General features: G+C 41.7%; 23 protein-coding genes. 8 read left to right on the top strand and 15 right to left on the bottom strand.

Annotated features, from left to right (window positions below; genetic code table 11):
- The 13 genes from VIM89_RS15955 to VIM89_RS16015 form a co-directional block, all read right to left on the bottom strand.
- Positions 1 to 1,335, bottom strand: a 1,335-nt coding sequence (locus VIM89_RS15955; protein ID WP_488157168.1) for an efflux RND transporter permease subunit, incomplete at its 3' end; no start/stop codon positions are given.
- Between the two features lie 8 nt (positions 1,336 to 1,343).
- Positions 1,344 to 2,720, bottom strand: a complete 1,377-nt coding sequence (locus VIM89_RS15960) for a TolC family protein (protein ID WP_488157169.1) — start codon at positions 2,718 to 2,720, stop codon at positions 1,344 to 1,346.
- Positions 2,721 to 2,807: 87 nt separating this feature from the next.
- Positions 2,808 to 3,182 (bottom strand): hypothetical protein, encoded by a 375-nt coding sequence (locus VIM89_RS15965; protein ID WP_488157170.1) that lies wholly within the window; start codon positions 3,180 to 3,182, stop codon positions 2,808 to 2,810.
- A 245-nt stretch (positions 3,183 to 3,427) separates the two neighbouring features.
- Positions 3,428 to 4,678, bottom strand: a complete 1,251-nt coding sequence (locus tag VIM89_RS15970) for a sulfate adenylyltransferase subunit 1 (protein WP_488157171.1) — start codon at positions 4,676 to 4,678, stop codon at positions 3,428 to 3,430.
- 67 nt (positions 4,679 to 4,745) lie between these two features.
- On the bottom strand, positions 4,746 to 5,645 hold the full coding sequence (cysD, locus tag VIM89_RS15975) for a sulfate adenylyltransferase subunit CysD (RefSeq protein WP_488157172.1): 900 nt from the start codon (positions 5,643 to 5,645) through the stop codon (positions 4,746 to 4,748).
- Positions 5,646 to 5,782: 137 nt separating this feature from the next.
- Entirely contained in the window at positions 5,783 to 6,487 is a 705-nt protein-coding gene (locus VIM89_RS15980) for a phosphoadenylyl-sulfate reductase (protein WP_488157173.1), read from the bottom strand.
- 1 nt (position 6,488) lies between these two features.
- Positions 6,489 to 8,000, bottom strand: a complete 1,512-nt coding sequence (locus VIM89_RS15985; protein ID WP_488157174.1) for a TSUP family transporter — start codon at positions 7,998 to 8,000, stop codon at positions 6,489 to 6,491.
- Positions 7,978 to 8,763 carry a uroporphyrinogen-III C-methyltransferase gene (gene cobA, locus VIM89_RS15990; RefSeq protein WP_488157175.1) on the bottom strand — a complete coding sequence of 262 codons (786 nt, stop codon included), beginning with the start codon at positions 8,761 to 8,763 and terminating at the stop codon, positions 7,978 to 7,980. Before cobA ends, VIM89_RS15985 begins: the two co-directional genes overlap by 23 nt.
- Positions 8,760 to 10,853, bottom strand: coding sequence for a nitrite reductase (locus tag VIM89_RS15995; RefSeq protein ID WP_488157176.1), 2,094 nt, complete (start codon positions 10,851 to 10,853; stop codon positions 8,760 to 8,762). Before VIM89_RS15995 ends, cobA begins: the two co-directional genes overlap by 4 nt.
- Positions 10,854 to 11,300: 447 nt before the next feature.
- A complete protein-coding gene (locus VIM89_RS16000) occupies positions 11,301 to 11,735 on the bottom strand; it encodes an RrF2 family transcriptional regulator (protein ID WP_488157177.1) in 435 nt (144 codons plus the stop codon).
- Positions 11,736 to 11,822: 87 nt separating this feature from the next.
- Positions 11,823 to 12,101, bottom strand: coding sequence for an Rdx family protein (locus VIM89_RS16005; RefSeq protein WP_488157178.1), 279 nt, complete (start codon positions 12,099 to 12,101; stop codon positions 11,823 to 11,825).
- Between the two features lie 119 nt (positions 12,102 to 12,220).
- Positions 12,221 to 12,364, bottom strand: coding sequence for a hypothetical protein (locus tag VIM89_RS16010; RefSeq protein ID WP_488157179.1), 144 nt, complete (start codon positions 12,362 to 12,364; stop codon positions 12,221 to 12,223).
- 206 nt (positions 12,365 to 12,570) lie between these two features.
- Positions 12,571 to 13,401, bottom strand: coding sequence for an MOSC domain-containing protein (locus VIM89_RS16015; RefSeq protein ID WP_488157180.1), 831 nt, complete (start codon positions 13,399 to 13,401; stop codon positions 12,571 to 12,573).
- 151 nt (positions 13,402 to 13,552) lie between these two features.
- On the opposite strand from VIM89_RS16015, the gene VIM89_RS16020 reads away from it, so the two are divergent.
- The 5 genes from VIM89_RS16020 (at position 13,553) to VIM89_RS16040 (ending at position 21,020) form a co-directional block, all read left to right on the top strand.
- Positions 13,553 to 14,869, top strand: coding sequence for a Gfo/Idh/MocA family protein (locus VIM89_RS16020; protein ID WP_488157181.1), 1,317 nt, complete (start codon positions 13,553 to 13,555; stop codon positions 14,867 to 14,869).
- 129 nt (positions 14,870 to 14,998) lie between these two features.
- Positions 14,999 to 16,387 (top strand): 3-keto-disaccharide hydrolase, encoded by a 1,389-nt coding sequence (locus VIM89_RS16025; RefSeq protein ID WP_488157182.1) that lies wholly within the window; start codon positions 14,999 to 15,001, stop codon positions 16,385 to 16,387.
- A gap of 10 nt (positions 16,388 to 16,397) precedes the next feature.
- On the top strand, positions 16,398 to 18,113 hold the full coding sequence (locus tag VIM89_RS16030) for a GMC oxidoreductase (RefSeq protein WP_488157183.1): 1,716 nt from the start codon (positions 16,398 to 16,400) through the stop codon (positions 18,111 to 18,113).
- Between the two features lie 110 nt (positions 18,114 to 18,223).
- The gene (locus VIM89_RS16035; protein ID WP_488157184.1) at positions 18,224 to 18,961 is read left to right on the top strand and encodes a ThuA domain-containing protein; all 738 of its coding nucleotides are present in this window, start codon (positions 18,224 to 18,226) and stop codon (positions 18,959 to 18,961) included.
- Between the two features lie 118 nt (positions 18,962 to 19,079).
- Positions 19,080 to 21,020: a beta-N-acetylhexosaminidase gene (locus tag VIM89_RS16040; RefSeq protein WP_488157185.1), complete on the top strand. Its 1,941-nt coding sequence runs from the start codon at positions 19,080 to 19,082 to the stop codon at positions 21,018 to 21,020.
- A gap of 157 nt (positions 21,021 to 21,177) precedes the next feature.
- Here VIM89_RS16040 and VIM89_RS16045 read toward each other — a convergent pair whose 3' ends face one another.
- Both VIM89_RS16045 and VIM89_RS16050 read right to left on the bottom strand, forming a co-directional pair.
- Entirely contained in the window at positions 21,178 to 21,405 is a 228-nt protein-coding gene (locus VIM89_RS16045; protein WP_488157186.1) for a hypothetical protein, read from the bottom strand.
- 3 nt (positions 21,406 to 21,408) lie between these two features.
- A complete protein-coding gene (locus VIM89_RS16050) occupies positions 21,409 to 21,981 on the bottom strand; it encodes a pentapeptide repeat-containing protein (protein ID WP_488157187.1) in 573 nt (190 codons plus the stop codon).
- Positions 21,982 to 22,151: 170 nt separating this feature from the next.
- Here VIM89_RS16050 and VIM89_RS16055 point away from each other — a divergent pair, with 170 nt between their 5' ends.
- The 3 genes from VIM89_RS16055 to VIM89_RS16065 all read left to right on the top strand — a co-directional run bounded on the left by VIM89_RS16055 (position 22,152) and on the right by VIM89_RS16065 (position 24,388).
- A complete protein-coding gene (locus tag VIM89_RS16055) occupies positions 22,152 to 23,087 on the top strand; it encodes a ring-cleaving dioxygenase (RefSeq protein ID WP_488157188.1) in 936 nt (311 codons plus the stop codon).
- Position 23,088: 1 nt separating this feature from the next.
- The gene (locus VIM89_RS16060) at positions 23,089 to 23,718 is read left to right on the top strand and encodes an alpha/beta hydrolase (protein WP_488157189.1); all 630 of its coding nucleotides are present in this window, start codon (positions 23,089 to 23,091) and stop codon (positions 23,716 to 23,718) included.
- Positions 23,719 to 23,797: 79 nt separating this feature from the next.
- Positions 23,798 to 24,388: a Crp/Fnr family transcriptional regulator gene (locus VIM89_RS16065; RefSeq protein WP_488157190.1), complete on the top strand. Its 591-nt coding sequence runs from the start codon at positions 23,798 to 23,800 to the stop codon at positions 24,386 to 24,388.
- The last annotated feature ends 7 nt before the right edge of the window (positions 24,389 to 24,395 follow it).

Raw genomic sequence — 24,395 nt, forward strand, 5'->3', positions numbered from 1 at the left:
AAATACCGCCAGTATACATAATAAGATCAGCAACAATGGGAATGATATTTCCTCGCAGGCATCATAAATGGCCTGTCGTTTGGATTTACCCATTTCCAAATGCTGGTGAATATTTTCTATGGTTACCGTAGCCTGGTCGACAAGGATACCAATCGCCAAAGCCAAACCGCTCAAGGTCATGATATTGACGGTTTGTCCAAAAAGACTCAGCAAAAGCACGCCGATCAGGATAGAAACCGGTATAGTGATCACCACGATCAAACTGCTTCGCCAATCGCGCAGGAATAGAAGTACCATTAGTCCCGTCAGCAAAGCACCAAGGCCGCCTTCAGTCATCAAACTTTTTACAGCATTTACAACGAACACCGATTGGTCGAACTCGTAAGATATCTTTACATCATTCGGCAAGAGGTTCTGCATTTCGGTCAGTTTTGCTTTTAAACCTTGTACTACAGACCATGTAGAAGCGGATGCCGTTTTTACAACCGGGATATAAACCGAACGCTTGCCATTTATCAAAGCATAGTCTACAGTTACATCGGTAGCGTCAGTTACTCTTGCGATATCCTTTACATAGATAGGCACGCCATTTTTAGTGATGACAGGAATATTGCCAAAATTTTCTGCGTTTTTTACAAGGGTATTCATGGTAGTTAAATACATTGTATTGCCTACGCGCAGGTTACCTGATGGCGACATTACGTTGAATTTCGCTAATGCGTCTACCACTTCATCAGGTGTCAGGTTAAAGCTTCTCAATTTATCCGGATCAACACTGAACACAATTGTTCTCGCATTGGAACCAAACGGAGGAGGAGCAGACAGGCCCGGTATAGTAGAAAACATTGGCCTGATGCGGGTAGCCGCCAGGTCATAGATGTCTTTCAAACTTTCACTTTTACTGTCCAATACCAGCTCACCAACGGGGAGCGACGAAGCATCATAACGTATTACCTGTGGAGGCAAAGCGCCGGGAGGGAAGAAGCCCTGAGCACGGCTAACCTGTAATGCAACCTGTGCGGATGCTTCAGCCATGTTGGTGGTTTCGTAGAACGATATTTTGATAATCGTTAATCCCTGTATGCTCTTACTACTGATATTTTTAACGCCGTCTACATACAGGAACTGGTTTTGTAGCCCCGTCGCAAAAAAGCCTTCCATTTGCTGTGCCGACATACCACCGTATGATTCGATCACGTAAATAGTAGGCAGGTTAAGCTTGGGGAATATATCTATCGGGATATTCATTGCACTGAGCACTGCAAAAATCAAAAGGCTCATGGTGATCACTATTGTAGTAATCGGCCTTTTCAGTGCGGATGTGACCATTGACATAGTTTTCGTTATTTTAAAAGGTTTAATATGGTGCCTACTTTATTGTCGGTAATGGCTTGGTTAAATAATGCGTTGGTATAAGCATATTTAGCCTGCACATAATCGGTTTCAGCACGATAAAGGATGTTGAGGGCGGCGTCCAACTCGATAATATCCGTCAACCCGTTTTTATAAAGCGATAATTTTTGGCGGTAACCATCATTTGCCGCTTTAAGTTGATGAGGTATTTCGGTTAAGCGATCACGGGCTGTTTGCATTTCAGCATAAGCCTGGTTGGCATTGGCTGCAAGTAATGTCTTCTGTTCCTGCAACTTATTCTGAAAATAATCGGACTGCGTTTTCTGGGTGCGTACCTTTAACTGTTTGCGACGCAGATCAAAAAGGTTATAAGAAATACCAACCCCAACTAAATAATTGTCGCGTTGAAAACCCCATCCGGTCGAAAGACTATTGAAATGGTCGTTAGCGTCTACACTCGAGCCACGTCCCCAGGCAGCACCTTCCAGCATGATTTTTGGATTGTACTGTTTTTTTACCAGGTTTTCCTGCTCTTTGCTATTCTGATACAGCGATTTATAATAGTTAATGAGCGGATGATTGGCAGTATCGGTATTAAGCTGACCATATGGTGAATTAATCAACTGATCTTCCACCAGTGTATCAGCTACAATGGATTGATAGGGTAGACCACTCACAGTGGCAAGTCGTAGTTGAACCTGCTGTAATTGGTTATTCAACTCGATATAGTTTAATCGGGCCTTTGATAATTCGGCGTTAGCGATACTGGTATCAACTCCAGGACGAACACCGCTACGGGTAAGTGAGCCGATTGACCGCAATATTTCCTGGTTTCGCTGGATATTGCGAGCTTGTATCTTCACATAGTCCTGCAGGCTCATCAATTGCAGATAGTTACTGATGGTATAAGCCTCCAATTGATATTTCGATTGTGCAAAATTGTTTTGCTCAACCTGTATGTTTGACTGAGCTACACGATTTTGAGCACCGTATGCCCCAAAATTATATATTTCCCAATCCAATGCGGCTACGCCAACATTGGCTGAAACTGCTGTGGTATTACTTTCGGTACGCACGCCACGGCTATCGGATGGAATTATCCCGAAACCAAAATATGGACCGGATACGTTGTTGTTGGTGCCGATATCGGCCTGGTAATTCAACCGTAAATTGGGCAACCAATTATTGCGGACTTCTGCCGCCTGTGCCTGCCTTATTCGAATAGCCGATGAATCAGTTATTAAAGTAGGGGCACTTTTATCTACTTGTATTAAGAGTTGCTTTAATGAAACAGCCTGTTGCGCATTGGCTGCTACAGATAGTAATAGCAAAAACACCACAAACAGACTTTTATTAATATTTGACATTTTTAGATCATTAATTTGACGAATTTAAAAAGTATAAGCATACACGCAGATGTACTGCGGGTAATCATTTAGTTACTTCTTGAAATATCAAATAATGAGCTTGCCGGCCAATAGGTAAGTATTTTCAGGCGGCAAAAGAGATAAGCGAATATCGGATAATATCCTGCCCGTTATTTTTCGTAATGGATCGAACAGGGCTGGTAAAATGCTTAGCAATAAAAGCGACATGGATGACAGCAACACCATCAGCGGGTTTGAAAGCTGGTGATGTATCTGGCTGGCGGCTTTATCTGCATCTTCAAGGTTTTCGGGTTTACGTTTTGAAAAGCTCTTAACCAGGATGTTATGCGAAATGCGGATCTTAAAATGATGGTTGGCAACCTCAAAACCAAAGAAAGGCTTTGAAATAAACAGCAGCGCTGCAAATGCAAAGAAGATTTTAAAAGCCGGAGCTCCTTTCATTTTGATTTTGAATGACAATTTCAGCTACAAAGGTGGCGTTAAATTGTTTTATAAAAATAAATGTAACGTTAATGTTGCATGAGGTTAATGTAAAATCGAATCAAGATTACTATTAAAAACTGTAAACTTTTTTCAGGACGAGACAAGCGTTCACAGCGTTCACGGCGGTGAACATGAACACTTTGAACATAAAAAAGGCTCCTTGAAGGAGCCTTTTTAGTTGATTGATTTATTTAGTTGTGGAATTAATCGGCATTAACCCTGAACATCAATGCACCAACGGTAACATTGGTACGGCTGTCGATCAGTATGGCACCACCATTTGCCTTATTATCCTGGTAAAGATCAAAAGCTAAAGGATCAGCTGTTTTGATAACAATTCGGCCAATGTCATTCAGCTTGAAATCTTCATCAAACTCCTGCTCCAGGGTGTTGATATTCACTTTATACTTTATCTCCTGTATGCGGCAGCGCGTTAGTTTGCTGTTATGCTGCAGGAAATAGGTATGTGTCGTATCCAATGGTTTGGTATCCATCCAGCACAGATCAGCTTCAATTTGTTGTGAAACATGTGGTTTGTTTTTTGCACTCACTAAAGTATCACCACGGCTGATATCGATCTCATCTTCCAAATGAATAGTTACTGACATACCTGATAAAGCTGCATCTGGTTCTATATCAAGTAATTCAATCTTACTGATGGTTGATGTAAATCCTGAAGGTAAAACAGTCACTTTATCATTCACACGGAATGAACCGCTTGAAACACGGCCTGCATAACCACGATAATCGTGCAATTTCTCAGTCTGCGGGCGAACCACCCATTGAACCGGGAACCTTGCATGCTCTGTCAGGTTATCAGTTGGGATTTCAACTGTTTCCAGGTAAGGCAGTAAGCTGCTTCCTTTAAACCAGGACATCCTTTCGGATGAGTGTACAATATTATCGCCCTTAAGCGCACTTACAGGAATATAAGCAACATTTTTCAGACCGACTTTAGCTGCAAGTACCTTGTAATCACTAACAATCTTATTGAAAACTTCTTCGTCGTAATCGACCATATCCATTTTGTTCACACACACAACTACCTGTGGTAAGCCCAATAAAGCAACCAGGAAGGAGTGACGTATGGTTTGCTCGATCACACCTTTACGTGCATCGATCAGGATAATGGCCAAACCGGCATTTGAGGCTCCGGTAACCATATTACGTGTATACTGGATATGACCCGGGGTATCGGCTATGATGAATTTACGTTTATCGGTTTGAAAATATTTATAGGCAACGTCAATTGTAATACCTTGCTCACGTTCAGCTTTCAGGCCGTCGGTTAAAATAGCAAGGTCAATAGTACCATCATCATTTTTGCGATTGGAACGTTGAAGCGCTTCTAACTGGTCGACCAAAATAGCGCCGCTATCATAAAGCAGGCGACCTATAAGGGTACTTTTACCATCATCAACACTACCTGCGGTTAAAAATTTTAGAATATTCATATGCTTTGATTTCGGATTTCGGATTTTCGATTTCGGATTTTATTTAAATCTTCCATGAAAATCAAAATCAGAAATATCCTCCTTTCTTTCTGTCTTCCATAGCGGCTTCGCTCACTTTATCGTCCATGCGGGCACCGCGTTCGCTGACACGGGAGGCGCTTATTTCGTCAATTATATCATCTATCTCAAAAGCGTACGACTCTACAGCAGCTGTACATGTCATATCACCCACAGTGCGAAAACGTACATTACGACGTTCAACCACATCCTCGTCATCCATATTCAGAAATGGAGATGCAGCCATTAACTGGCCATTACGGGTGATCACATTACGCTCGTGTGCAAAATAGATGGTTGGCAATTCGATTTTTTCTCTGCGGATATAATTCCATACGTCCAGTTCGGTCCAGTTACTGATCGGGAATACACGTACGTTTTCACCCTTGTGTATTTTACCATTATAAATATTCCAAAGCTCAGGACGTTGACGTTTTGGGTCCCACTGGCCAAACTCATCGCGCACAGAAAAAATACGTTCTTTAGCACGTGCTTTTTCTTCATCACGACGTGCGCCGCCAATGCAAGCATCAAACTGGTGTTTTGCGATGGTATTTAACAGTGTAACAGTTTGTAACTGGTTACGGCTGGCGTTTTTACCCTTTTGTTCAACCACGCGGCCACTGTCGATATCATCCTGAACATGACCAACGATCAGCTTTTCGCCAATGCGCTTGATCATGTTATCGCGATAGATAATGGTTTCTTCAAAATTGTGACCGGTATCAATATGTACCAACGGGAACGGAAATTTTCCCGGACGGAAAGCCTTCTCGGCCAACCTTACCAAGGTGATAGAATCCTTACCTCCCGAAAAAAGCAGGGCAGGCTTTTCAAATTGCCCGGCTACTTCCCGCAAAATATGGATGGCTTCCGCCTCTAACTCATCTAGATAATCCAACTGCTTCATTAATAATTAGTGATTTAGTGAATGAGTGAATTAGTGATTGTTAATCCTCTAACTCGCTTCATCCACAATTAATTTATTTTTCTGCTTATGATTGATTTAATGTTTGAGTAAATTCACTCATTCACTAACTCGCTCATTCATTTATGCGCTTCGTGTAATCCACACTCTTTTTTTGATTGGTCTTCCCACCACCATCTGCCTGCCCTGAAATCTTCTCCAGGTTGAACTGCCCTGGTGCAAGGCTGGCAGCCGATACTTGGAAAGCCCCTGTCGTGAAGCGTGTTATAGGGCACGTTATGTATCCTGATGTATTCTTTTACCTGATCGAGCGTCCAATCGTAAATCGGGTGAAATTTAATCAAATTATTTTGTTCGTCCCATTCCAGATTGTGCATGTCATGCCGGTTGACTGACTGTTCGGCGCGGATGCCTGTTACCCAGCATTTGTTGCCTGCAAGGGCGCGCTTCAGGGGTTCAACCTTGCGAATACCGCAGCATTCTTTACGGTTCTCAACAGATTCGTAAAAACTGCTCGGCCCCTTGGCGTTGACCATCTTCTCCAGCAACTCGCTATTAGGATAATAAGCATGTATAGGTTTCTCGTACATTTCCATAGTACGGTTCCACACATAATAAGTTTCAGGAAAAAGGCGACCGGTTTCCAGTGTAAACACCTTGATAGGCAGATTGTTGGTAAAGATCATGTGCGTGATCACCTGGTCTTCCCAACCAAAACTTGTTGAGAATACGATCTGTCCCGGATACCTTTTTGCCAGTAATGACAAAGCCGCAACGGGATCAAGAGCCTGTATTTGTTGTTTTATATCTTCTAACTCCGACATTTTATAATTTGATCAGAAATTTCACAATGCTGTTCACGCTAACGATGACCACAATTATACCCACTGCTACCATCAATGTTTTGGCTGATAATTTGTTCGATATCTTGGCTGCGATTGGCGATGCAAGTGCGCTACCAATTACTAAGCCCGCAACTGCTTCCCAATGTGTGCCATGCTTCATCAACATGATGATGAATGTTGTAGAGCTTACTATAGCTACAAAAAACCTTGAAAGCTTCACGGTACCTAATGAAAAACGCGGGTGACGACCGCCTGCAATAAGGCTTGACAATACAATAGAGCCCCAACCACCACCGCCTACGGCATCAATAAATCCACCGCCAAACCCCAGCAGATTAATTTTTTTGATCTTGCCACTGGTGCGTTTGCGATTTACCTGGAATGCTTTTCTCAAAATAATTATACCAAGTGTGAGTGTATAAACTGATATAAATGGTTTGGTATATTTACTATAATCTTCCAGCGAAGACAAGATAAAAGCTCCGAGGAATGCGCCAATAATTCCCCAAACTACCAGCATCTTAAACAATTTCCAGTTGATATTTCCCATGCGGTAATGCATCCAGCCTGCAATACCATTGCTCATTACTTCGGATAAGTGAACACCCATACTAGCTACGGCAGGAGTAAAACCCATCGTTAAGGAGAATGTTGTGGAAGTAACTCCATAAGACATACCGATTGCACCGTCTATCATGGCGAAAACAAAACCTGCACCGAAGAAATAATAGAAAACTGGATTAATGTTCTCGACATACGTCTTGAACTCTGGTTCATTCTTCCATAATGTGAAGACGGTTATTACGATTGCAAATATTAACGTGCCCCATAATAGCCAGATCAGGTTCTTATTAGCCTGAGGCTTTTTATCAACCAATACTGCGGTAACATTATTCAGCACTTTTACTTTGTAGGCGAAATCGCCGGAAAGAGAGTTCCGTAACTCATTCATCTGCTGTAGTGTAATATCCAGTTCACCAGGAATTGCCTCATCCAGTACTTCTCTTAATCGTTTGGCAACCGTAGGGGATTTGCCGTTAGTAGATATTGCAACCTTCAGATCGCCTTTCTGAACAATTGAACCAAGATAAAAATCACATAGATCGGGTTTATCGGCAATGTTCACCAATAGTTTACGATCATGTGCCGAGCTTCTGATGTACTCGTTCAATTTATTATCGTTTGTTGCGGCAATTACAAGGTCTGCATTATCAAGGTCTGTATCTACAAATGCTTTTTGCGTAATACTTACGCCTTCATATTCTCCCGCCAAAGCATGTACACCGGGTACAAACTCTTTGGCAATAATGGTCACCCTTGCCTTTGGACTATTGCCGAGCAGGGCAGTCAGTTTTTCTAAACCAACATTGCCTGCACCGATCAATACCGTGTGCAAGTTATTCAGCTTTAAAAAAACCGGGAAAAGCTGATTGCCTTCGGTCTTTTCTGTCTGAATGGTGGATGTACCGTTATTTCTGGGAGATAATGTCATAAAATTCCCTGATAGGTTGAAACTGTGGATGCAAGGACACTACTTCGCCAATTACAATTAAAGCAGGCGAGGTGATCTTTTTCTCCTCAACGATCTCTGTAATAGTATCTATAATGCCGATGGCTACTTTTTCATTTTCGGTTGAACCGCTTTGAATCACTGCCACAGGCATGCGTTGCTTACCTTCTTTTTTAAATATCTCAGCAATTTCGGCCAGTTTATGAAGCCCCATTAGGACAACAACAGTTGCTCTTGTGCGGGCCGCTTCATAAAGATCATTTGAGATGCTGCCGTCAGCTTTTGTACCGGTCACAACCCAGAAACTTTCGCTTATGCCGCGATGAGTAACCGGGATATGCTGTAAGCCGGGAACACCGATTGAACTTGAGATACCTGGTATTACTTCAGCAGGAATGCTGTAAGACGCTGCATGATCCAGCTCCTCATAACCACGACCAAATACAAACGGGTCACCGCCTTTTAGACGAACTACATGGCCGTAATTTAAGGCATAATCAACCATCAGTTTGTTGATTGCCTCCTGTGAAAATGAATGATCGCCTGAGCGTTTGCCCACGTACACTTTTGTAGCATGTTCAGGAGCAAATTCCAGTAATTCTTCATTAACCAAAGCGTCATAAAGCACCACGTCAGCAGCTTTAAGTGCCTTTATCCCTTTTATGGTGATCAATTCGGCATCGCCGGGACCTGCACCAACCAAGGTAATACGTGGTTCTTTAACTTCTTTTTTAATATCTATCATGATTGTACCAATGCCTCTCTTTTTACTTTAACATTTGCCAGGAAAGAATCTGCCTGTTGGCGGTAGGCAGCAGCGAATTCTTCAGAAGGCTCGTTTTTGTTGATCTGTAATACCAGGTCGCTGAAAGTGCCATCTAAGGCGAATTCACCTGTAGACACATAAAGTTCATCGAATTTATTAATCATACCGATCTGCGTACCCACGTTAGCATTCTTATCAAGCAAAAGTGCCTTTGCTGAACTAATGAACACGTTATAAGAATGGTAAATCGCATCGGCCCATGCACCATTAGCAAATGTTTCGTTTGCCCAACCTAGTTTTTCGTCGGCTTCATATAATAGAGTGGCAACCAAATCGATCACAACACCGGCACACTCGCCAACACCTATGGCAGGTACGAAATTCTCTTCATGCCCCCAGTCTACAAACTCTTCATCTTTCAGGGTTGATAGATCAGCCAGTGGTTTTAGCATCTGGTAGAAATAATCTTTACCCTGGCGGTCATAGTAATGATGGAAAAGCTCGTCTTCAATGGAGTTTGCTTTATAATCATTCAAGACTGTCCTTAAAACAGCATCAGCTCTTTTAGCAGGAACTTTGATGATCTTTTCTGCCGCACGGCCTACACCATCCCCAACTGTACCGCCACCCAATAGCACCTGCATAGAAGGCAATACTTTCAAACCTGCTTTTAGCGAACTGCCATGGAAGCCAATATGTGCCAAACCATGCTGACCGCAAGAGTTCATACATCCGCTTATTTTAATCTTGATATCGCGGTTGTAGATCAGGTCCTCATATTCATTATAAATAATATCTTCCAATACACGAGCAAAGGTCATACTGTTAGAGATACCTAAGTTACAGGTATCTGTGCCCGGGCAGGTAGTCACATCGGCAACACTATCAAAGCCCGGAGCTGACATATCTAAAGCAGTTAAAGCTTCGTATATAGCTGGCAAAGCTTCTTTCCGTGCGTATTTTAATAACAGTCCCTGGTTTTGGGTAACACGCATTTCGTCGGCTACATAAGGACGAACAGCTTCAACAAATTTGCGGGCTTTGTCAGTAGGGATATCGCCAACAGTCACTTTTATATATACGCCGTAAAAGCCTTTCTGCTTTTGCTCAAATACGTTTGTAGCCAGCCATTGCTCGTAACGCAAAGGATTACCGATTTTAACTTCAGGAATGATCAAAGGTTCTGGTATAACGGGATGATCTATTGCATCGCGATTAATAGGATAGGTTTTTACCTTATTGGCAATCCTTTCCTCTTTAACCAGGCGCAGTACTTCTTCCAGGCCTAATCTTTGGATCACATATTTTAAACGTGCTTTGTTTCGGTTGTTACGTTCGCCATAACGGTCAAAAACACGGATAACAGATTCGATATAAGGGATCAATTGATCTTCAGGCAAAAACTCTTCAACGATACTGGCCAGGATAGGCTGAGCCCCTAAACCGCCGCCAAGAGCGATTTTGAAACCGCGCTCACCTTTCTCATTTACTTTAGGGATAGTACCTATGTCATGAGCATAAGCAAATGCTGTGTCTTCTTCACTTGAAGAGAACGATATTTTAAACTTGCGCGCCATATCCTGGCAAATAGGATTACGCAGAAAATACTCAAATGCAGCATGTGCATAGGGTGACACGTCAAACGGTTCCTGCGGATCAATACCGGCAGTAGGAGAGGCCGTTACGTTTCTCACGGTATTTCCGCATGCTTCACGCATGGTGATATCATCCTGTGCAAGCTCGGCCCACAATTGTGGTGTACGGTCAAGACTTACATAGTGTATCTGGATGTCCTGACGCGTGGTCAAATGCAGGTTATGGCTTGCATATTCGTCTGATACATCAGCAATGCGCAGCAATTGTTTAAAAGTGACTTTACCAAATGGTAATTTGATACGAACCATTTGCACTCCCGGCTGACGCTGTCCGTAAATACCGCGGGCAAGACGGAGACTCCTGAACTTTTCGTCATGTATCTTACCTTCGCGGAAAGCCCTGATCTTCTTTTCAAGATCGATGATATCCTTCTCTACAACCGGGTTTTCCAGTTCCGTTCTGAAGCTTTGCATATCTTCTTACAATTAAATTTTATTTACCTCTTAGTTTGAACCCCAAATATATATATAGTATACGGAAATGGTAGCATTTGTTGGTAATATTATTTCTTTTACCCTGAAATTACATACAAAGCTACTTTTTAACATACCAATTCTGCGCCAAAGTTTAGTTTCAAGAACGGTATACGTAAACTATTGAATTTGGATACCTGTGCATGATTTTGATCCGTAGCGAGTTAATCTATCGAACTGGTAGTATATTGTTGAATTTCAAAGAAATAGAATTTCTCAGTTTTCTGAAATGGAAATCGAAAAAATCATTTTTGAGAGAAAATCTGTAAAAAATCCTTTTAGAATTAATTAAATGATAAAGGGTATACTTTTAACCATTACTCAAATGGGGAAAAATATACCCTTTTGTGTCATCACAAAATCTCTGAAGAATTTAGGAGAGAAACTTTACACTTTAATAAGTGTGTTCTCTCTGGCAATAACATCAGCGATGCTTGTTTCAGAAAGTATCTTTAGCGTAGCATCACGTACATCAATAAACACATCACGGATGCCGCAACTTGTTTCCTGCCTGCACTCATCACATTTATGATAAAAGTTGAGACTGGCGCATGGTACCATGGCGATAGGACCATCGGTAATGCGCATGATGCTCACCAGGTAGATATCTTTTGGATCCTTATTTAAACTGTAACCGCCGCCTGCACCTTTCTTACTGTACAGAAAGCCGGCATTGCGCAAGTCTAAAAGTATCTGCTCAAGAAATTTTTTCGGAATACGCTCTTCCTCTGCGATCTTAGAGATCTGCATTGGTGGTTTATCGGCATTTTTCCCCAGCACTACCAGGGCCTTAATGGCATATTTGGTCTTTTTCGATAACATCTAATAACAATAAAACTGACAAAGATAAGTAAATATATTATGTCTATATAATTGGTCGGCAGTACGTACTTAGTGTAAATATACTATTTATTTTTTATCCGAATGTCCAAGGCTTTTTCCGGGACTAACTTTATCACGCACCAACTGCTTTATTTCCTTTATTTCCGGAAAACCACCCCATTCTTTTCGATCAAATATAGTTTCACCATCTACACGTATACTATAATGCCCGCCTGTTTCACTGGGTTGCAATGTAACGCCATATAAATCATCAGCAAAAGTAGTCAGCAATTCCTGGGCCATGTACGCGGCGCGTAGTAGCCAGTTACATTTAGGACAGTATTCAATAGTAATCGTTGGTTTCATCAGGGTAATTTACAAAAACCCTGTTATAAAAAATATCACCATTAAACACGCTAATTAGGGAAAACGTGTAAAATGATGATATTAAGAATTATAAATTGTGATTATTTTGAGGTTGGTTATTACCTGCTTTGGATAAAATTAAAACCTAAAGCCAGTTTTGGGTTAAAAGCAGCTTTTTTTCTTTTTTTGAAAATATTATTGTTATTCACATACGCGCCCACAGCATTCAATACAGCGTCAAATAAGTTTTCTATTGATTTCATATAAGCAATTAATTTGGGCTTTATAACGAAAAATAGAAAGGGTAGGTTGCAAAAAAATCTGCGTTCCTGATTATTAGGAGGGCTTTTTGGGGCAAATTTGTGTTTAGATAAAGTGCAAAAACAGACTGATTATTAACGTATTAAATACACTATTCGCAACAAAGAACAATTTAATTTATAATTTATTTTTCGTGATTAAATGATCGTTATACGCCAATCAAAAACCGGTCTTCATAGTTCAATTTAATTACCTGTAATTCATCACCGATCTTAATTTCACCGAAACCTTCATGTGACAGGTTTTGCCCGAACATGATCTTTTTGTTTTTCAAACGATAACGTGCCAGTGTTTTCAACGGCTCTTTACCTGATACGCCATTTTCCTGATCTATTGTGGTCATCATACATCGGGCGCAAAGTTTTACGCCATGAAAGGTAATGTCACCAATAACAAAGGTATGCATCGTGTCTTCCTGGAAAGGATCACCTCCCGTAAACACAATATTTGGCCGGAAGCGGTTCATCGGCAAGGGCTCAGACAATTTGCTATTCAGATCATCCAATGAAGATTGTCCAATCAAAAGAAAAGGATAGGCATCTGAAAATGAAGTGATGCTATCTGCTGAAGTATATCGCTGATCAGTAATACGATGCGTTTCATCAGGCATGTAAACCAGCCTGCATGGCATTTCAAGCATCGAACTGAACCATTCATCGGCTTCATCACTTACAAACTGGCCCGTGCAGGTGTCATCCCAGATTGTCACTTCAGCAAATTCATTTTTGACAGTATCAAAAGGAATTGTATATGATGATTTTTTAACGGAATGAATGACCTTAACACCTTCGTCTGTTAAAGATGGTTTCAACAATGCCATTTGATGAACTTCACGCTGAGAAATAAACTGATTATTATAATCAACCAGCATCCAGCGGCGATCATGTTGAAAGCCACGGTCGGTTACCAGGGCTTTATCTAAGGCAATTCCGCCTAAGGATTTTATTGGATAAATATATAACTGACTAACGCGAAGCATTTAATTCAAAATGGATAAGTTGCAAAGATAGAGTTTGCAACAGTGGCCTCAAACCAGACTATAACAACTTCGTTACATTTTTGAAAGATTACTGTCAGTTTAACAGATTTATCCATACATTTAAAAACCAAATAAACTAAACATCTATATTATGCATCGCAGAAAATTTATCCGGGACGCCTCGCTGGCTACTGCAGGACTCACCATTTTAAATTTCCCGGTCTTTGGCAAAAATGCGCCAAGCAATAAAGTGGTTCTGGGGGTTATGGGAGTAAACAGCAGGGGCAATTACCTTGCAAGCAGTTTTGCGCAGCTACCAAATGTGGAAGTGGGCTATATCTGTGATGTGGAAGATGGCGCCATTAAAAAAGGGTATGATGCTTTAAAAAATGCTCCCCGCAAACCTGAACTGGTAAGGGATATCCGTAAACTGGTTGAGAAAAAAGATTTTGATGCGCTGGTTGTTGCCGCACCCGATCACTGGCATACACCCGCAGCTATTTTAGGTGCATCGCATGGTAAACATGTGTATGTAGAAAAACCCTGCGGACAGAATCCACACGAGGGCGAGTTAATATCGCAAGCTCTACACAAATATGGTAAGCACATCCAAATGGGCAACCAGCGTCGCTCTATGCCAACACTGATCGATGCAGTAAAACAAGTTAGAGAAGGCGCTATTGGTGATGCTTATTTTGCTAAGGCATGGTATACCAACAACCGTCAATCAATAGGTATCGGTAAACATATCCCTGTACCATCAACTCTTGATTTTGAATTATGGCAGGGTCCGGCACCGCGCAAACCATACCAGGATAATTTGGTGCATTATAACTGGCACTGGTTCTGGAATTGGGGAACAGGAGAGGCCTGCAACAATGGCACACACGAAATTGATTGTTGCCGTTGGTTTTTAGGGGTGGATTATCCAACCAAAGTAAATTCATCTGGAGGGAGATATGCTTATAAGGACGACTGGCAAACACCTGACACACAAGTAGCCGCCTTTGAATTTGGCGACAAGTGTTCCATCACCTGGGAAAGCCGCAGTTGCAATAACTTCCCGGTTGAAGGCACCAGCCGCGGATTTATTATTTATGGTACGAAAGGCAGCGTTGTGAATTTAGGTGGAGGAGATTATAAGATACTCGACGTCAAAAATAAGATATTAAAAGAGGTAAAATCGGAAGTGGCTGCTGATCCGAATAATCCGGTTAGCGCTAATGGCAATTTGGATTTTTATCATTTCAAAAACTTTGTAGGTGCAGTTCGTGGTGAAAACGAGTTGACTTCTCCCGTTGACGAAGCTTCTAAAAGTGTGCTTTTGTGCCACCTGGCTAATATCTCGCAACGCACAGGCATTACTTTAAACTGTGATCCGAAGAATGGTTACATTACTAACAGTCCTGAGGCGATGAAACTATGGGGCCGCACTTACGAAGCTGGCTGGGAACCGAAAGTGGCATAAATAAATGGTTGTCACACTGAGCTTGTCGAAGTGCGGTGCGTAAAAGGCCTTTGCCTCCGCTAGCTAGCGGATTCGACAGGCTCAGCATGACAACCGCACAAAAATGAACTTTAATACAATCTATATAACATGAAAAAACATCACTTAATAGCTTTAGTGATTTCTGCAGGTAGTTTGATAGCAACGCATTTAAAAGCGCAAAGCTCTAACGACTGGACTAATCTTTTTGATGGCAAAACTCTTAAAGGCTGGAAACAGGCTACCGGCAAAGCAACTTATAAGGTGGAGAATGGTGAAATTGTGGGTACGACAGTGGCTCACTCACCAAATTCATTTCTTATAACAGAAAAAGAGTACGGCGATTTTATAATGGAGATCGACATTAAAGTGGAAGGAAAGGAAACCAACTCTGGTGTACAAACCCGAAGCCATTATGATCCAAAAGGTAATGATGGAGCAGGTAAAGTATATGGCCGGCAAGTTGAAGTCGATCCTTCAGACCGTAAATGGAGCGGAGGTATTTATGATGAGGGTCGCCGCGATTGGCTTTATCCGATGGATCTGAATGCTAAAGCAAAAAATGCCTTTAAAGTAGATGAGTGGAATCATTATCGTATCGAATGCATCGGAAACTCGATTAAAACATGGGTGAATGGTGTAGCAACAGCTTATATGGTGGATACCGTGGATAGTAAAGGCTTTATAGGTCTGCAGGTGCATGGTATCAGCAATGAAGGACAGGCGGGCAAGCATATCTACTTTAAAAACATCAAAATACAAACTGCCAACCTGAAACCTCAGCCATTTCCCGCAGGTGTTTATGTAGTTGATTACAGAACCAATCAATTAACAGATTATGAGAAGAAAAATGGCTGGCATTTGTTATTTGATGGCAAGACTAATACTGGTTGGAAGGGAGCTACTTCAGCTACATTCCCAACCAAGCCGGGTGGCTGGGTAGTTCGTGATGGTACCATGACCATTTTAGGCTCAGCAGGTGGCGAAGCCGCAAATGTGGGCGATATTGTGACCAAAGAGCAATTTAGCGCATTTGATTTATCGTTTGATTTTAAGATGAGCCGAGGAGCTAATAGCGGTGTGAAATACTTTGTGACCTTACAGGAGGATACGCACGGACAATCAGCTATTGGTTTGGAATACCAGGTGCTGGATGATAAAGTGCACCCGGATGCCAAACTGGGACGCGATGGTGACCGCACATTAGCTTCATTATACGATCTGATCCCCGCCAAAAAACAAGACCGTTTTGTTCGCCCAATTGGTGCATGGAATACCGGTAGGATCATAGTGTATCCTAATAACCACGTAGAGCATTACCTGAATGGGGTAAAAGTGCTGGAATATGAGCGTGGCTCAAAAGAATTTGAGGATCTTGTGAAGATCAGTAAGTACGTGATCTGGAAGAATTTCGGAGAAGCCAAGCAAGGTCATATCCTGTTGCAGGATCATGGGTTTGAGGTAAATTACAAGAATATTAAGATACACGAATTAAAATAACTTTTTAAACATGGCGATAGATTCAATTAACGTCAACAACAAGGCACAGGCAAAAAACACTTACGATGCCATCGTAATCGGATCGGGTATTAGCGGCGGCTGGGCGGCTAAAGAGCTTACCGAACATGGCTTAAAAACCATTATGCTGGAGCGCGGCCGAAACTTTGAACACATCAAGGATTACAAAACTGCTACCAACAATCCATGGGATTTTGAGCACCGCGGTTCAGTCCCCCTTGAAAAGAAAAAGCGTCACCCGATTCTAGCAAGGGCCTGGGGGCTTAACGAAGGTAATATGAATTATTGGGCCGATGATGTTGACGCACCTTATACTGAAATAAAACCCTTTAACTGGTGGCGTTCCTACCAATTAGGTGGCAGATCGATATTGTGGGGACGACAAAGCTACCGTTGGAGCAATCATGACTTTGAAGCTAACCTGAAAGATGGCTGGGCAATCGACTGGCCTATTCGTTATAAAGATATCGCTCCGTGGTATGATCATGTAGAGAAATTTATCGGCGTTAATGGCTCGTTAGAAGGCTTGGAACAATTGCCTGATGGCCATTTTCTCCCCGCCATGCAGATGAACTGTGTGGAGAAAGATGTATCGGATCGGATAAAAAAACATTACAATAACACCCGGCACATGATCATCGGTCGCTCAGCCAACCTGACTGCACCGATACCTGGTCGTACGCAATGCCAGTTCCGTAACCGTTGCTGGGAAGGTTGTCCGTTTGGCGGATATTTCAGTACGCAGTCATCTACTTTACCGGCTGCTATGAAAACCGGTAACCTGACGGTGAGACCATTTTCTATTGTGACCAAGATATTATATGATAAAAATACTCAGAAGGCTACCGGAGTAGAGATATTGGATGCTGAAACGAATAAAACGTATGAATATCTTGCTAAAGTGGTTTTTGTAAATGCTTCAGCTTTAAACAGCGCCTGGGTGTTGATGAATTCGGCAACTGATGTATGGCCAGACGGTTTGGGAAGCAGTAGTGGTGAGCTGGGTCATAATATTATGGATCACCATTATAATTTAGGAGCATCTGGCAGGGTGGAAGGGTATGAGGATAAATACTATTTCGGCAGAAGGCCAAACGGTATTTATATACCACGATTTACAAACCTGTTTGGTGATAAACGCGATTATATGCGTGGCTTTGGCTACCAGGGCGGTGCGGGTCGCGAGGGCTGGAGTCGGAATGTGGCTGAATTGAGTATAGGTGCTAAGTTTAAAGACGAATTAACCGAACCGGGACAATGGTCAATGGGCATTGGTGGGTTCGGCGAATTGCTTCCTTATCATGAGAATAAGATCACTCTTGACCATACCAAAAAAGACAAGTGGGGCCTGCCAATTTTAGCAATGGATGCTGAAATAAAAGACAATGAGAAGAAAATGCGTAAGGATATTGTAGCCGAAGCAAAAGCCATGCTGGAAATAGCAGGGGTGAAAGATGTAAAAACGCACGATTTCGGCCACCATGTAGGTGATGGCATTCATGAAATGGGCTCAGCACGTATGGGCCGCGATCCGAAAACCTCGGTGCTGAATATGCATAACCAGGTTTGGGATGCCAAAAACGTATTTGTGACCGACGGTGCTATGATGACTTCATCTGCATGCCAAAACCCGTCATTAACTTATATGGCGATGACCGCCCGCGCAGCGAATTTTGCTGTGGATGAATTGAAGAAAGGAAATATTTGAGGTTGGTTGATTAGGTGAGTGGTTGATTAAGTTAAGTAGTTGTCTTAGGTTAATCAATCTCCTAACTTAATCTAACCCAATTAACTTAATCAAACTTAATTAACTATAAAATGAAACACATAACACACTACCTGAAAGCTGCCTTTCTTATTGCTGTATTAGTTCAATTTTCTTTTAGCAATCTATTAGCTAAGCCTAAGGTTCTGGTCTTCTGCAAAACAGCAGGATTTCATCATAATTCCATCGCGGTAGGTATACCTGCAATTATTAAACTGGGACAAGAGAACAATTTTGATGTGGACACTACAACCAATTCAGCCAAGTTTACTGAGGCTAACTTAAAACAATATGCGGCAGTGATCTTCCTGAGCACAACAGGCGATGTATTGAATGATGAGCAGCAAAAGGTTTTTCAGCAATACATTCATTCAGGTCATGGATTTGTAGGGGTGCATGCGGCAACTGATACTGAGTATGGCTGGCCATGGTATGGTGATCTTGTAGGTGCTTACTTTAAAAGTCACCCTAAGCAACAGGAAGCAACACTGCACGTAGTTGACCGCAATTTCATTGCAACCAAACATTTACCTTCCGAGTGGAAGCGATTTGACGAATGGTATAACTATAAATATATCGCCAAGGGCCTGCATGTGCTGATCACTATTGATGAAAAAAGCTATACAGGCGGTGAAAATGGCGATTATCACCCAATGGCTTGGTATCATGAATATGACGGTGGCAGGGCATTCTATACCGAGTTGGGGCATACTGATGAGTCTTATTCCGACCCATTGTATTTACAACATCTTTTAGGCGGAATAAAGTATGCTATGGGACAGGCCAAATAAAAGATTTGAAATAATTTTAAAAAGGTTGTTACACTTCTATAAAACATTTTGTTTGTCGCCATAAAACATTAATTTGCGGGCTCATACCAACTGTAAATCTTTTTTAAAATTTATTTCAATGAAGAAACTTTTAGGATTCTTATGCTTAAGCTTTTTTGCTGTGCATTCGTATGCCCAAAGCAACAGGGACGGCAATATTGCTATTATCCCTGAACCTGTATCGCTCACCCAAAAAGAAGGTGAGTTTACTTTACCAAAAAGAGTAACTATCGAGGCCGGCACCGGTCCGGAAATGAAAGAGGTGATCGCTACCTTACGGGAGCGTTTCTCAGTACCGACAGGCTCAAAAGTGATAGTTTTAGGCAGTTCCCAAACTGCAACCATTAAACTTATCCTCAACAAAAAAGCTGATGACGCTATAGGTAAAGAAGGCTATAACTTAGCAGTAACCCCTAAAGGTATTTTCATAAAAGCCAATGAACCAGCTGGTTTGTTCTATGGAGTTCAAACTTTGGTTCAGTTGTTTCCCAAAGAAATTGTAAGCAATAAATATGTGGCCGATGTAAAATGGGTATCGCCATGCGTTGAGATTACCGACTATCCACGTTTCAAATGGAGAGGTTTAATGTTCGATGTTGCACGCCACTTCTTCACCAAAGCTGAAGTAGAGGAGTATATCGACAACATGGTGAAATACAAAATGAACCTGTTGCATTTGCATTTAACCGACGATGAAGGATGGAGAATCGAGATAAAAAGCTTACCTCGTTTAACCACTGTTGGTGCTTACAACGTAAAGAAAGTGGGTTATTTCGGCACATTCACTCCTCCAAAAGCTGACGAGCCGCGTGATTACGGAGGCTTTTATACACAAAAAGATATTAAAGATATAGTTCAATATGCTAAAGACCGTTTTGTAAATATCCTTCCTGAAATTGATGTACCCGGTCATAGTTTGGCTGCCGTTGTGGCTTATCCTGAATTATCTTGCACTCCGGGCGCTGATAAATACCAGGTTAGATCCGGTGAAAACTTTATGGACTTTGGTAAGGACGGCATAAAAGCAAAAATAGATAATACGCTATGCCCTGCAAATGAGAAAGTATATGACTTCCTGGATAAAGTGTTAACTGAAGTTGCGCAAATGTTTCCATTCCAATATATCCACATGGGTGGCGACGAGTGTGCTAAAAATTTCTGGGAGCAAAGTGATGCTGTTAAAGCATTGATGCAGAAAGAAAATCTGAAAACCCAGGAAGAAGTACAGAGCTATTTTGAAAAGCGCGTTGAAAAGATCGTAGAGTCAAAAGGCAAGAAATTTATGGGATGGGATGAAATCCTGGAAGGTGGCTTAGCTCCCGATGCCATTGTAATGAGCTGGAGAGGCATGAAAGGTGGTATACAGGCCGCAAAAATGGGTCACGAAGTAGTGATGAGTCCAACCACTTTTGCTTACCTGGACTATATGAATGGCGACCCGGCAATTGAACCTCGTGTTTATTCAACTCTTCGTCTGAGTAAAGCTTATGAGTTCGATCCGGCACCAGACAGTGTTGATTCAAAACTGATCATTGGCGGGCAGGCTAACTTGTGGACCGAGCAGGTATACAATACCCGCCACCTTGAATATATGACCTGGCCACGTGCATTTGCTATTGCGGAAGCAGTTTGGTCGCCTAAATCGGTTCGTAATTTTGATGACTTTGCAGGCCGCGTTGAAAAGCACTTCGCTCGTTTTGATGAAGCTCAAATCAAATATGCTCCAAGTGTATATGACCCGATCATTACAGCCAAAACCGGTGCTGATACCACCACGACAGAAGTAATGCTGTCAACGGAAATAAAAGGGCTGGATATCCATTATACATTTGACAACTCGTTCCCCGACCAATTTTATCCAAAATATACAGCACCGTTGTTGATACCAACAGATGCCTATATGCTTCGTGTGATCACGTATCGAGGCGATAAACCGATCGGCCGTATGATCACCATCACTGTTGATGAATTGAAAAAACGAGCTAAAACGAAAAGGAATTATCCGAATAATGATGACTGATAAAAGAAGGCCCCGGAAATTTCCGGGGCTTTTTTGTTTTAATATAGTATAGGAAAGGGTGTCATCCTGAGGCACTCGAAGGGTGAGCGTAAAGGCCATAACCCGCCAATGCTTCGAGAGCCTCAGCATGACAGCCCTCTTTTTCCCGTTCAGACAATTAAAACTGCGTCAACTGCCAGCGCATCTGATCGATTTGGTCACCAATCAACTGAACATTCTCAGCGGTCAATTCAACTTTTGAGTATTCCTCCAATTGCCAGCCGCCACCTACTTTGCGGATATAGCCGATAAAAGAATGATCCAGACTTACCTGGTAATAGTCTTTTTGCAGCTGTTTCACCTTTACCAGTTTGTCACTGCTAAAGGGTATAATGTGTTCAGTCATAGATTAATCAATTACCAGGTTATATTTTATCAGCAAGCCGTTCAAAGCATCAGCACTGAATTTGGCTTTATTAATGGTATTATTTTCAGGATCGATATTAAAATTATAGGCTGATCGCATATCTGCTCCTTTCAATATCGTCCGGTTAAATATGGCTCGGTTTAGATTGCATTTTTCAAAGACAGCGCTGGTCAGGTCCGCTTCGCTAAAATCAGCTTCCTCAAAAGAACAATCATCAAACGTGCTTCCCTTAAGTTTCTTTTTATGCCATACGGTGTAATCCAGTACGCATTTTTTAAAACTTACTTCGAGCGAAAAACTGCTGCTTTCGCCAAAGTTGACGCCTGTTATTTTGCAATCTTTAAATTCAACGCCTTGCAAACCTGTTTCAGTCAGTTTGATCAGTGACAAGTTACAGGTATCCATTACACAATTAATAAAAGTAATATGCGAAAGATTGGCGTAGGAAAAATCGCAATTGATAAACTGGCAATCCTCAAAAGTGCGTTCGCTGCCTTCGAGATCAGCAGCCGTTATGTTTTTAAAGATTGTATTCTCGTCGAATTTATGTTCCATTGTATCTGTTAGTACCGTAAGAGGCGAGTTTCGAAATTAAGAAAAGTATCGTGGTTATCGGATGATTTAAAAAATATCATCCCGCTTATTTCTTAACCTACATTAAGTGTGCGAGGGTGATTTGCAGAGTAAATTTGTATAACAAAACAATCAGGAGTAAAACTCATAAAATGAACAACAGAATTAAAGGCATACACCATATCACTGCAATAGCAGGAAATGCTAAAAAGAATTTTGATTTTTATACCCGCGTACTTGGTTTACGCATGGTAAAGAAAACCGTCAACTTTGACGATCCGCATACATACCATTTTTATTATGGTGATAAAGTGGGCACTCCCGGAACAATTTTAACTTTCTTCCCCTGGGAAGGCATACAAACCGGACGGAGGGGTGCAAGGCAGGTGACTGAGATCGGTTATTCTGTTCCCGAAGGCAGTTTGGACTTTTGGGTAAAACGTTTGGATGATAACAATGTAATCTATAACAAACCATCTATAAAATTTGATGAAGAATATGTTTCATTCCTTGATCCAGATGGATTAAAGTTTGAACTCACAATACCAAAACAACCAGACACCAGGGAACCATGGACAACAAATGAAGTTAGCGATGAAAACGCAACCCGCGGATTTCATCATATCAGCATCACATCCAACAAAATGGATGCTACCGCAAAGATTTTGACCGATGTGTTTGGTTATAAGTTGTTAGAGCAGGAAGTAAACCGTTACCGTTTTATAACCGATGCCGTTGAAAATGCAGCTATAGTTGATATAGTGGAAATCCCGGCAGAAATAGCAGGACATGTGGCCGGCGGATCAGTTCACCACGTAGCTTTTCGTGTGGAGAATGAAGAAGTATTGATGCAATACCGTGATAAGATCGTGAATATGGGTTTGAATATTACCGAAAAAATAGATCGTAACTACTTCTATTCACTTTATTTCCGCGAACCTGGTGGCGTTTTGTTTGAAATTGCAACTGACAATCCCGGATTTTCAGTTGATGAAACGGTTGCAGAATTGGGCAGTGGCTTAAAATTGCCTGCTCAATATGAAGCCTACCGTGATGAGATTGAACAAAGTTTGCCAAAATTAGCCTGAGATGTACACGCACAGCAAACAAATTATAACGGCAGGGGTGCCGGTTAGCCAGGCTAAAAAGGCACTCATCATGATACATGGCAGGGGAGCATCGGCAAATAGCATTTTATCACTGGTCGATCATCTTTCATTGCCTGCAGGCACGGCGATTATCGCACCGCAGGCGACTCAACATAGCTGGTATCCATATAGCTTTATGACACCGGTTGAAAATAATGAACCTGCTTTGAGTTCAGCATTGACCGTGATCGATGAAATAATAGAAGATCTGGCTAAACAAGGTATCGACAGGAAAAACATTTATTTCCTGGGATTTTCGCAGGGTGCGTGTTTAGCGCTGGAATATGTAGCACGTCACGGTCAGCAATATGGTGGGGTGATGGCATTTACAGGTGGACTGATAGGGCAGGAATTGAAACTATCCAATTACTCAGGAGATTTTGCTCAAACACCAATTCTAATAGCAACGGGCGATCCTGATCCTCATGTACCGGTGAGCAGGGTAGAAGAAACCGTTGCTCAACTGAAAAAAATGAATGCTGATATACTGTATAAAGTGTATAAAGGCCGCCCTCATACTGTTACGCAAGAAGAATTAGATCTTGCCGAACAGCATGTTTTAAAAGCATAACAATCGATTTCCATTAATATGATAGCGATGGGTTTTAAACTTATCGCTATTTTTTTGCCTTGATGGTTATCTTTATCCCATGGAGGCAACTAACCTTATTCTGCATAACATTTCGGGCTACATTCATCTGAATGAAGCGGAGAAAGAGATTTTCGTATCTCTGCTGAAACCTATGAGCCTGAAACGTAAACAGATGTTGTTAAAAACAGGTGAGATATGTCGTTATTCTTCATTTGTAACTCAAGGTTGTTTGAGAGGGTATTCTGTTGATGAAGAGGGATATGAGCATGTGCTAAATTTCGCGCCGCAGAATTGGTGGATAGCCGATATGTACAGTCTCATTACACAAAAACCGGGTGTACTGGATATTGAGGCATTAGAGGATACTGAGATATTGACCTTATCAAAAGTTCATCAGGAAGAGTTATACATCAAAGTGCCTGTGTTTGAGCGTTTCTTTCGCATCATTACTGAAAACTCACTAGTATCGTATCAACAACGTTTGCTTGACAATCTGAGCCTCACTGCCGAAGAACGATACAACAACTTCTGCAAACGTTACCCAACGCTCATTACTACCCTGCCATCCAAGCAAATAGCCTCCTACATTGGTGTAACGCCTGAGTTTTTCAGTAAGATGAAACATCAGCTATTGTTAAAGAAATCATAACACAAAA

It is taken from the genome of Mucilaginibacter sp., assembly GCF_036568825.1.
Taxonomy (GTDB): Bacteria; Bacteroidota; Bacteroidia; order Sphingobacteriales; family Sphingobacteriaceae; genus Mucilaginibacter.

Coding starts and splice junctions, on each gene's coding strand:
- cysD (WP_488157172.1), bottom strand. CDS start 5,645: ATGAAGCAGTTGGATTATCTAGATGAGTTAGAGGCGGAAGCCATCCAT.
- VIM89_RS16040 (WP_488157185.1), top strand. CDS start 19,080: ATGAAGAAACTTTTAGGATTCTTATGCTTAAGCTTTTTTGCTGTGCAT.
- VIM89_RS15970 (WP_488157171.1), bottom strand. CDS start 4,678: ATGAATATTCTAAAATTTTTAACCGCAGGTAGTGTTGATGATGGTAAA.
- cobA (WP_488157175.1), bottom strand. CDS start 8,763: ATGATAGATATTAAAAAAGAAGTTAAAGAACCACGTATTACCTTGGTT.
- VIM89_RS15965 (WP_488157170.1), bottom strand. CDS start 3,182: ATGAAAGGAGCTCCGGCTTTTAAAATCTTCTTTGCATTTGCAGCGCTG.
- VIM89_RS15995 (WP_488157176.1), bottom strand. CDS start 10,853: ATGCAAAGCTTCAGAACGGAACTGGAAAACCCGGTTGTAGAGAAGGAT.
- VIM89_RS16025 (WP_488157182.1), top strand. CDS start 14,999: ATGAAAAAACATCACTTAATAGCTTTAGTGATTTCTGCAGGTAGTTTG.
- VIM89_RS16010 (WP_488157179.1), bottom strand. CDS start 12,364: ATGAAATCAATAGAAAACTTATTTGACGCTGTATTGAATGCTGTGGGC.
- VIM89_RS16055 (WP_488157188.1), top strand. CDS start 22,152: ATGAACAACAGAATTAAAGGCATACACCATATCACTGCAATAGCAGGA.
- VIM89_RS15960 (WP_488157169.1), bottom strand. CDS start 2,720: ATGTCAAATATTAATAAAAGTCTGTTTGTGGTGTTTTTGCTATTACTA.
- VIM89_RS16030 (WP_488157183.1), top strand. CDS start 16,398: ATGGCGATAGATTCAATTAACGTCAACAACAAGGCACAGGCAAAAAAC.
- VIM89_RS16015 (WP_488157180.1), bottom strand. CDS start 13,401: ATGCTTCGCGTTAGTCAGTTATATATTTATCCAATAAAATCCTTAGGC.
- VIM89_RS16060 (WP_488157189.1), top strand. CDS start 23,089: ATGTACACGCACAGCAAACAAATTATAACGGCAGGGGTGCCGGTTAGC.
- VIM89_RS16000 (WP_488157177.1), bottom strand. CDS start 11,735: ATGTTATCGAAAAAGACCAAATATGCCATTAAGGCCCTGGTAGTGCTG.
- VIM89_RS15985 (WP_488157174.1), bottom strand. CDS start 8,000: ATGACATTATCTCCCAGAAATAACGGTACATCCACCATTCAGACAGAA.
- VIM89_RS16020 (WP_488157181.1), top strand. CDS start 13,553: ATGCATCGCAGAAAATTTATCCGGGACGCCTCGCTGGCTACTGCAGGA.
- VIM89_RS16065 (WP_488157190.1), top strand. CDS start 23,798: ATGGAGGCAACTAACCTTATTCTGCATAACATTTCGGGCTACATTCAT.
- VIM89_RS16005 (WP_488157178.1), bottom strand. CDS start 12,101: ATGAAACCAACGATTACTATTGAATACTGTCCTAAATGTAACTGGCTA.
- VIM89_RS16050 (WP_488157187.1), bottom strand. CDS start 21,981: ATGGAACATAAATTCGACGAGAATACAATCTTTAAAAACATAACGGCT.
- VIM89_RS16045 (WP_488157186.1), bottom strand. CDS start 21,405: ATGACTGAACACATTATACCCTTTAGCAGTGACAAACTGGTAAAGGTG.
- VIM89_RS15980 (WP_488157173.1), bottom strand. CDS start 6,487: ATGTCGGAGTTAGAAGATATAAAACAACAAATACAGGCTCTTGATCCC.
- VIM89_RS16035 (WP_488157184.1), top strand. CDS start 18,224: ATGAAACACATAACACACTACCTGAAAGCTGCCTTTCTTATTGCTGTA.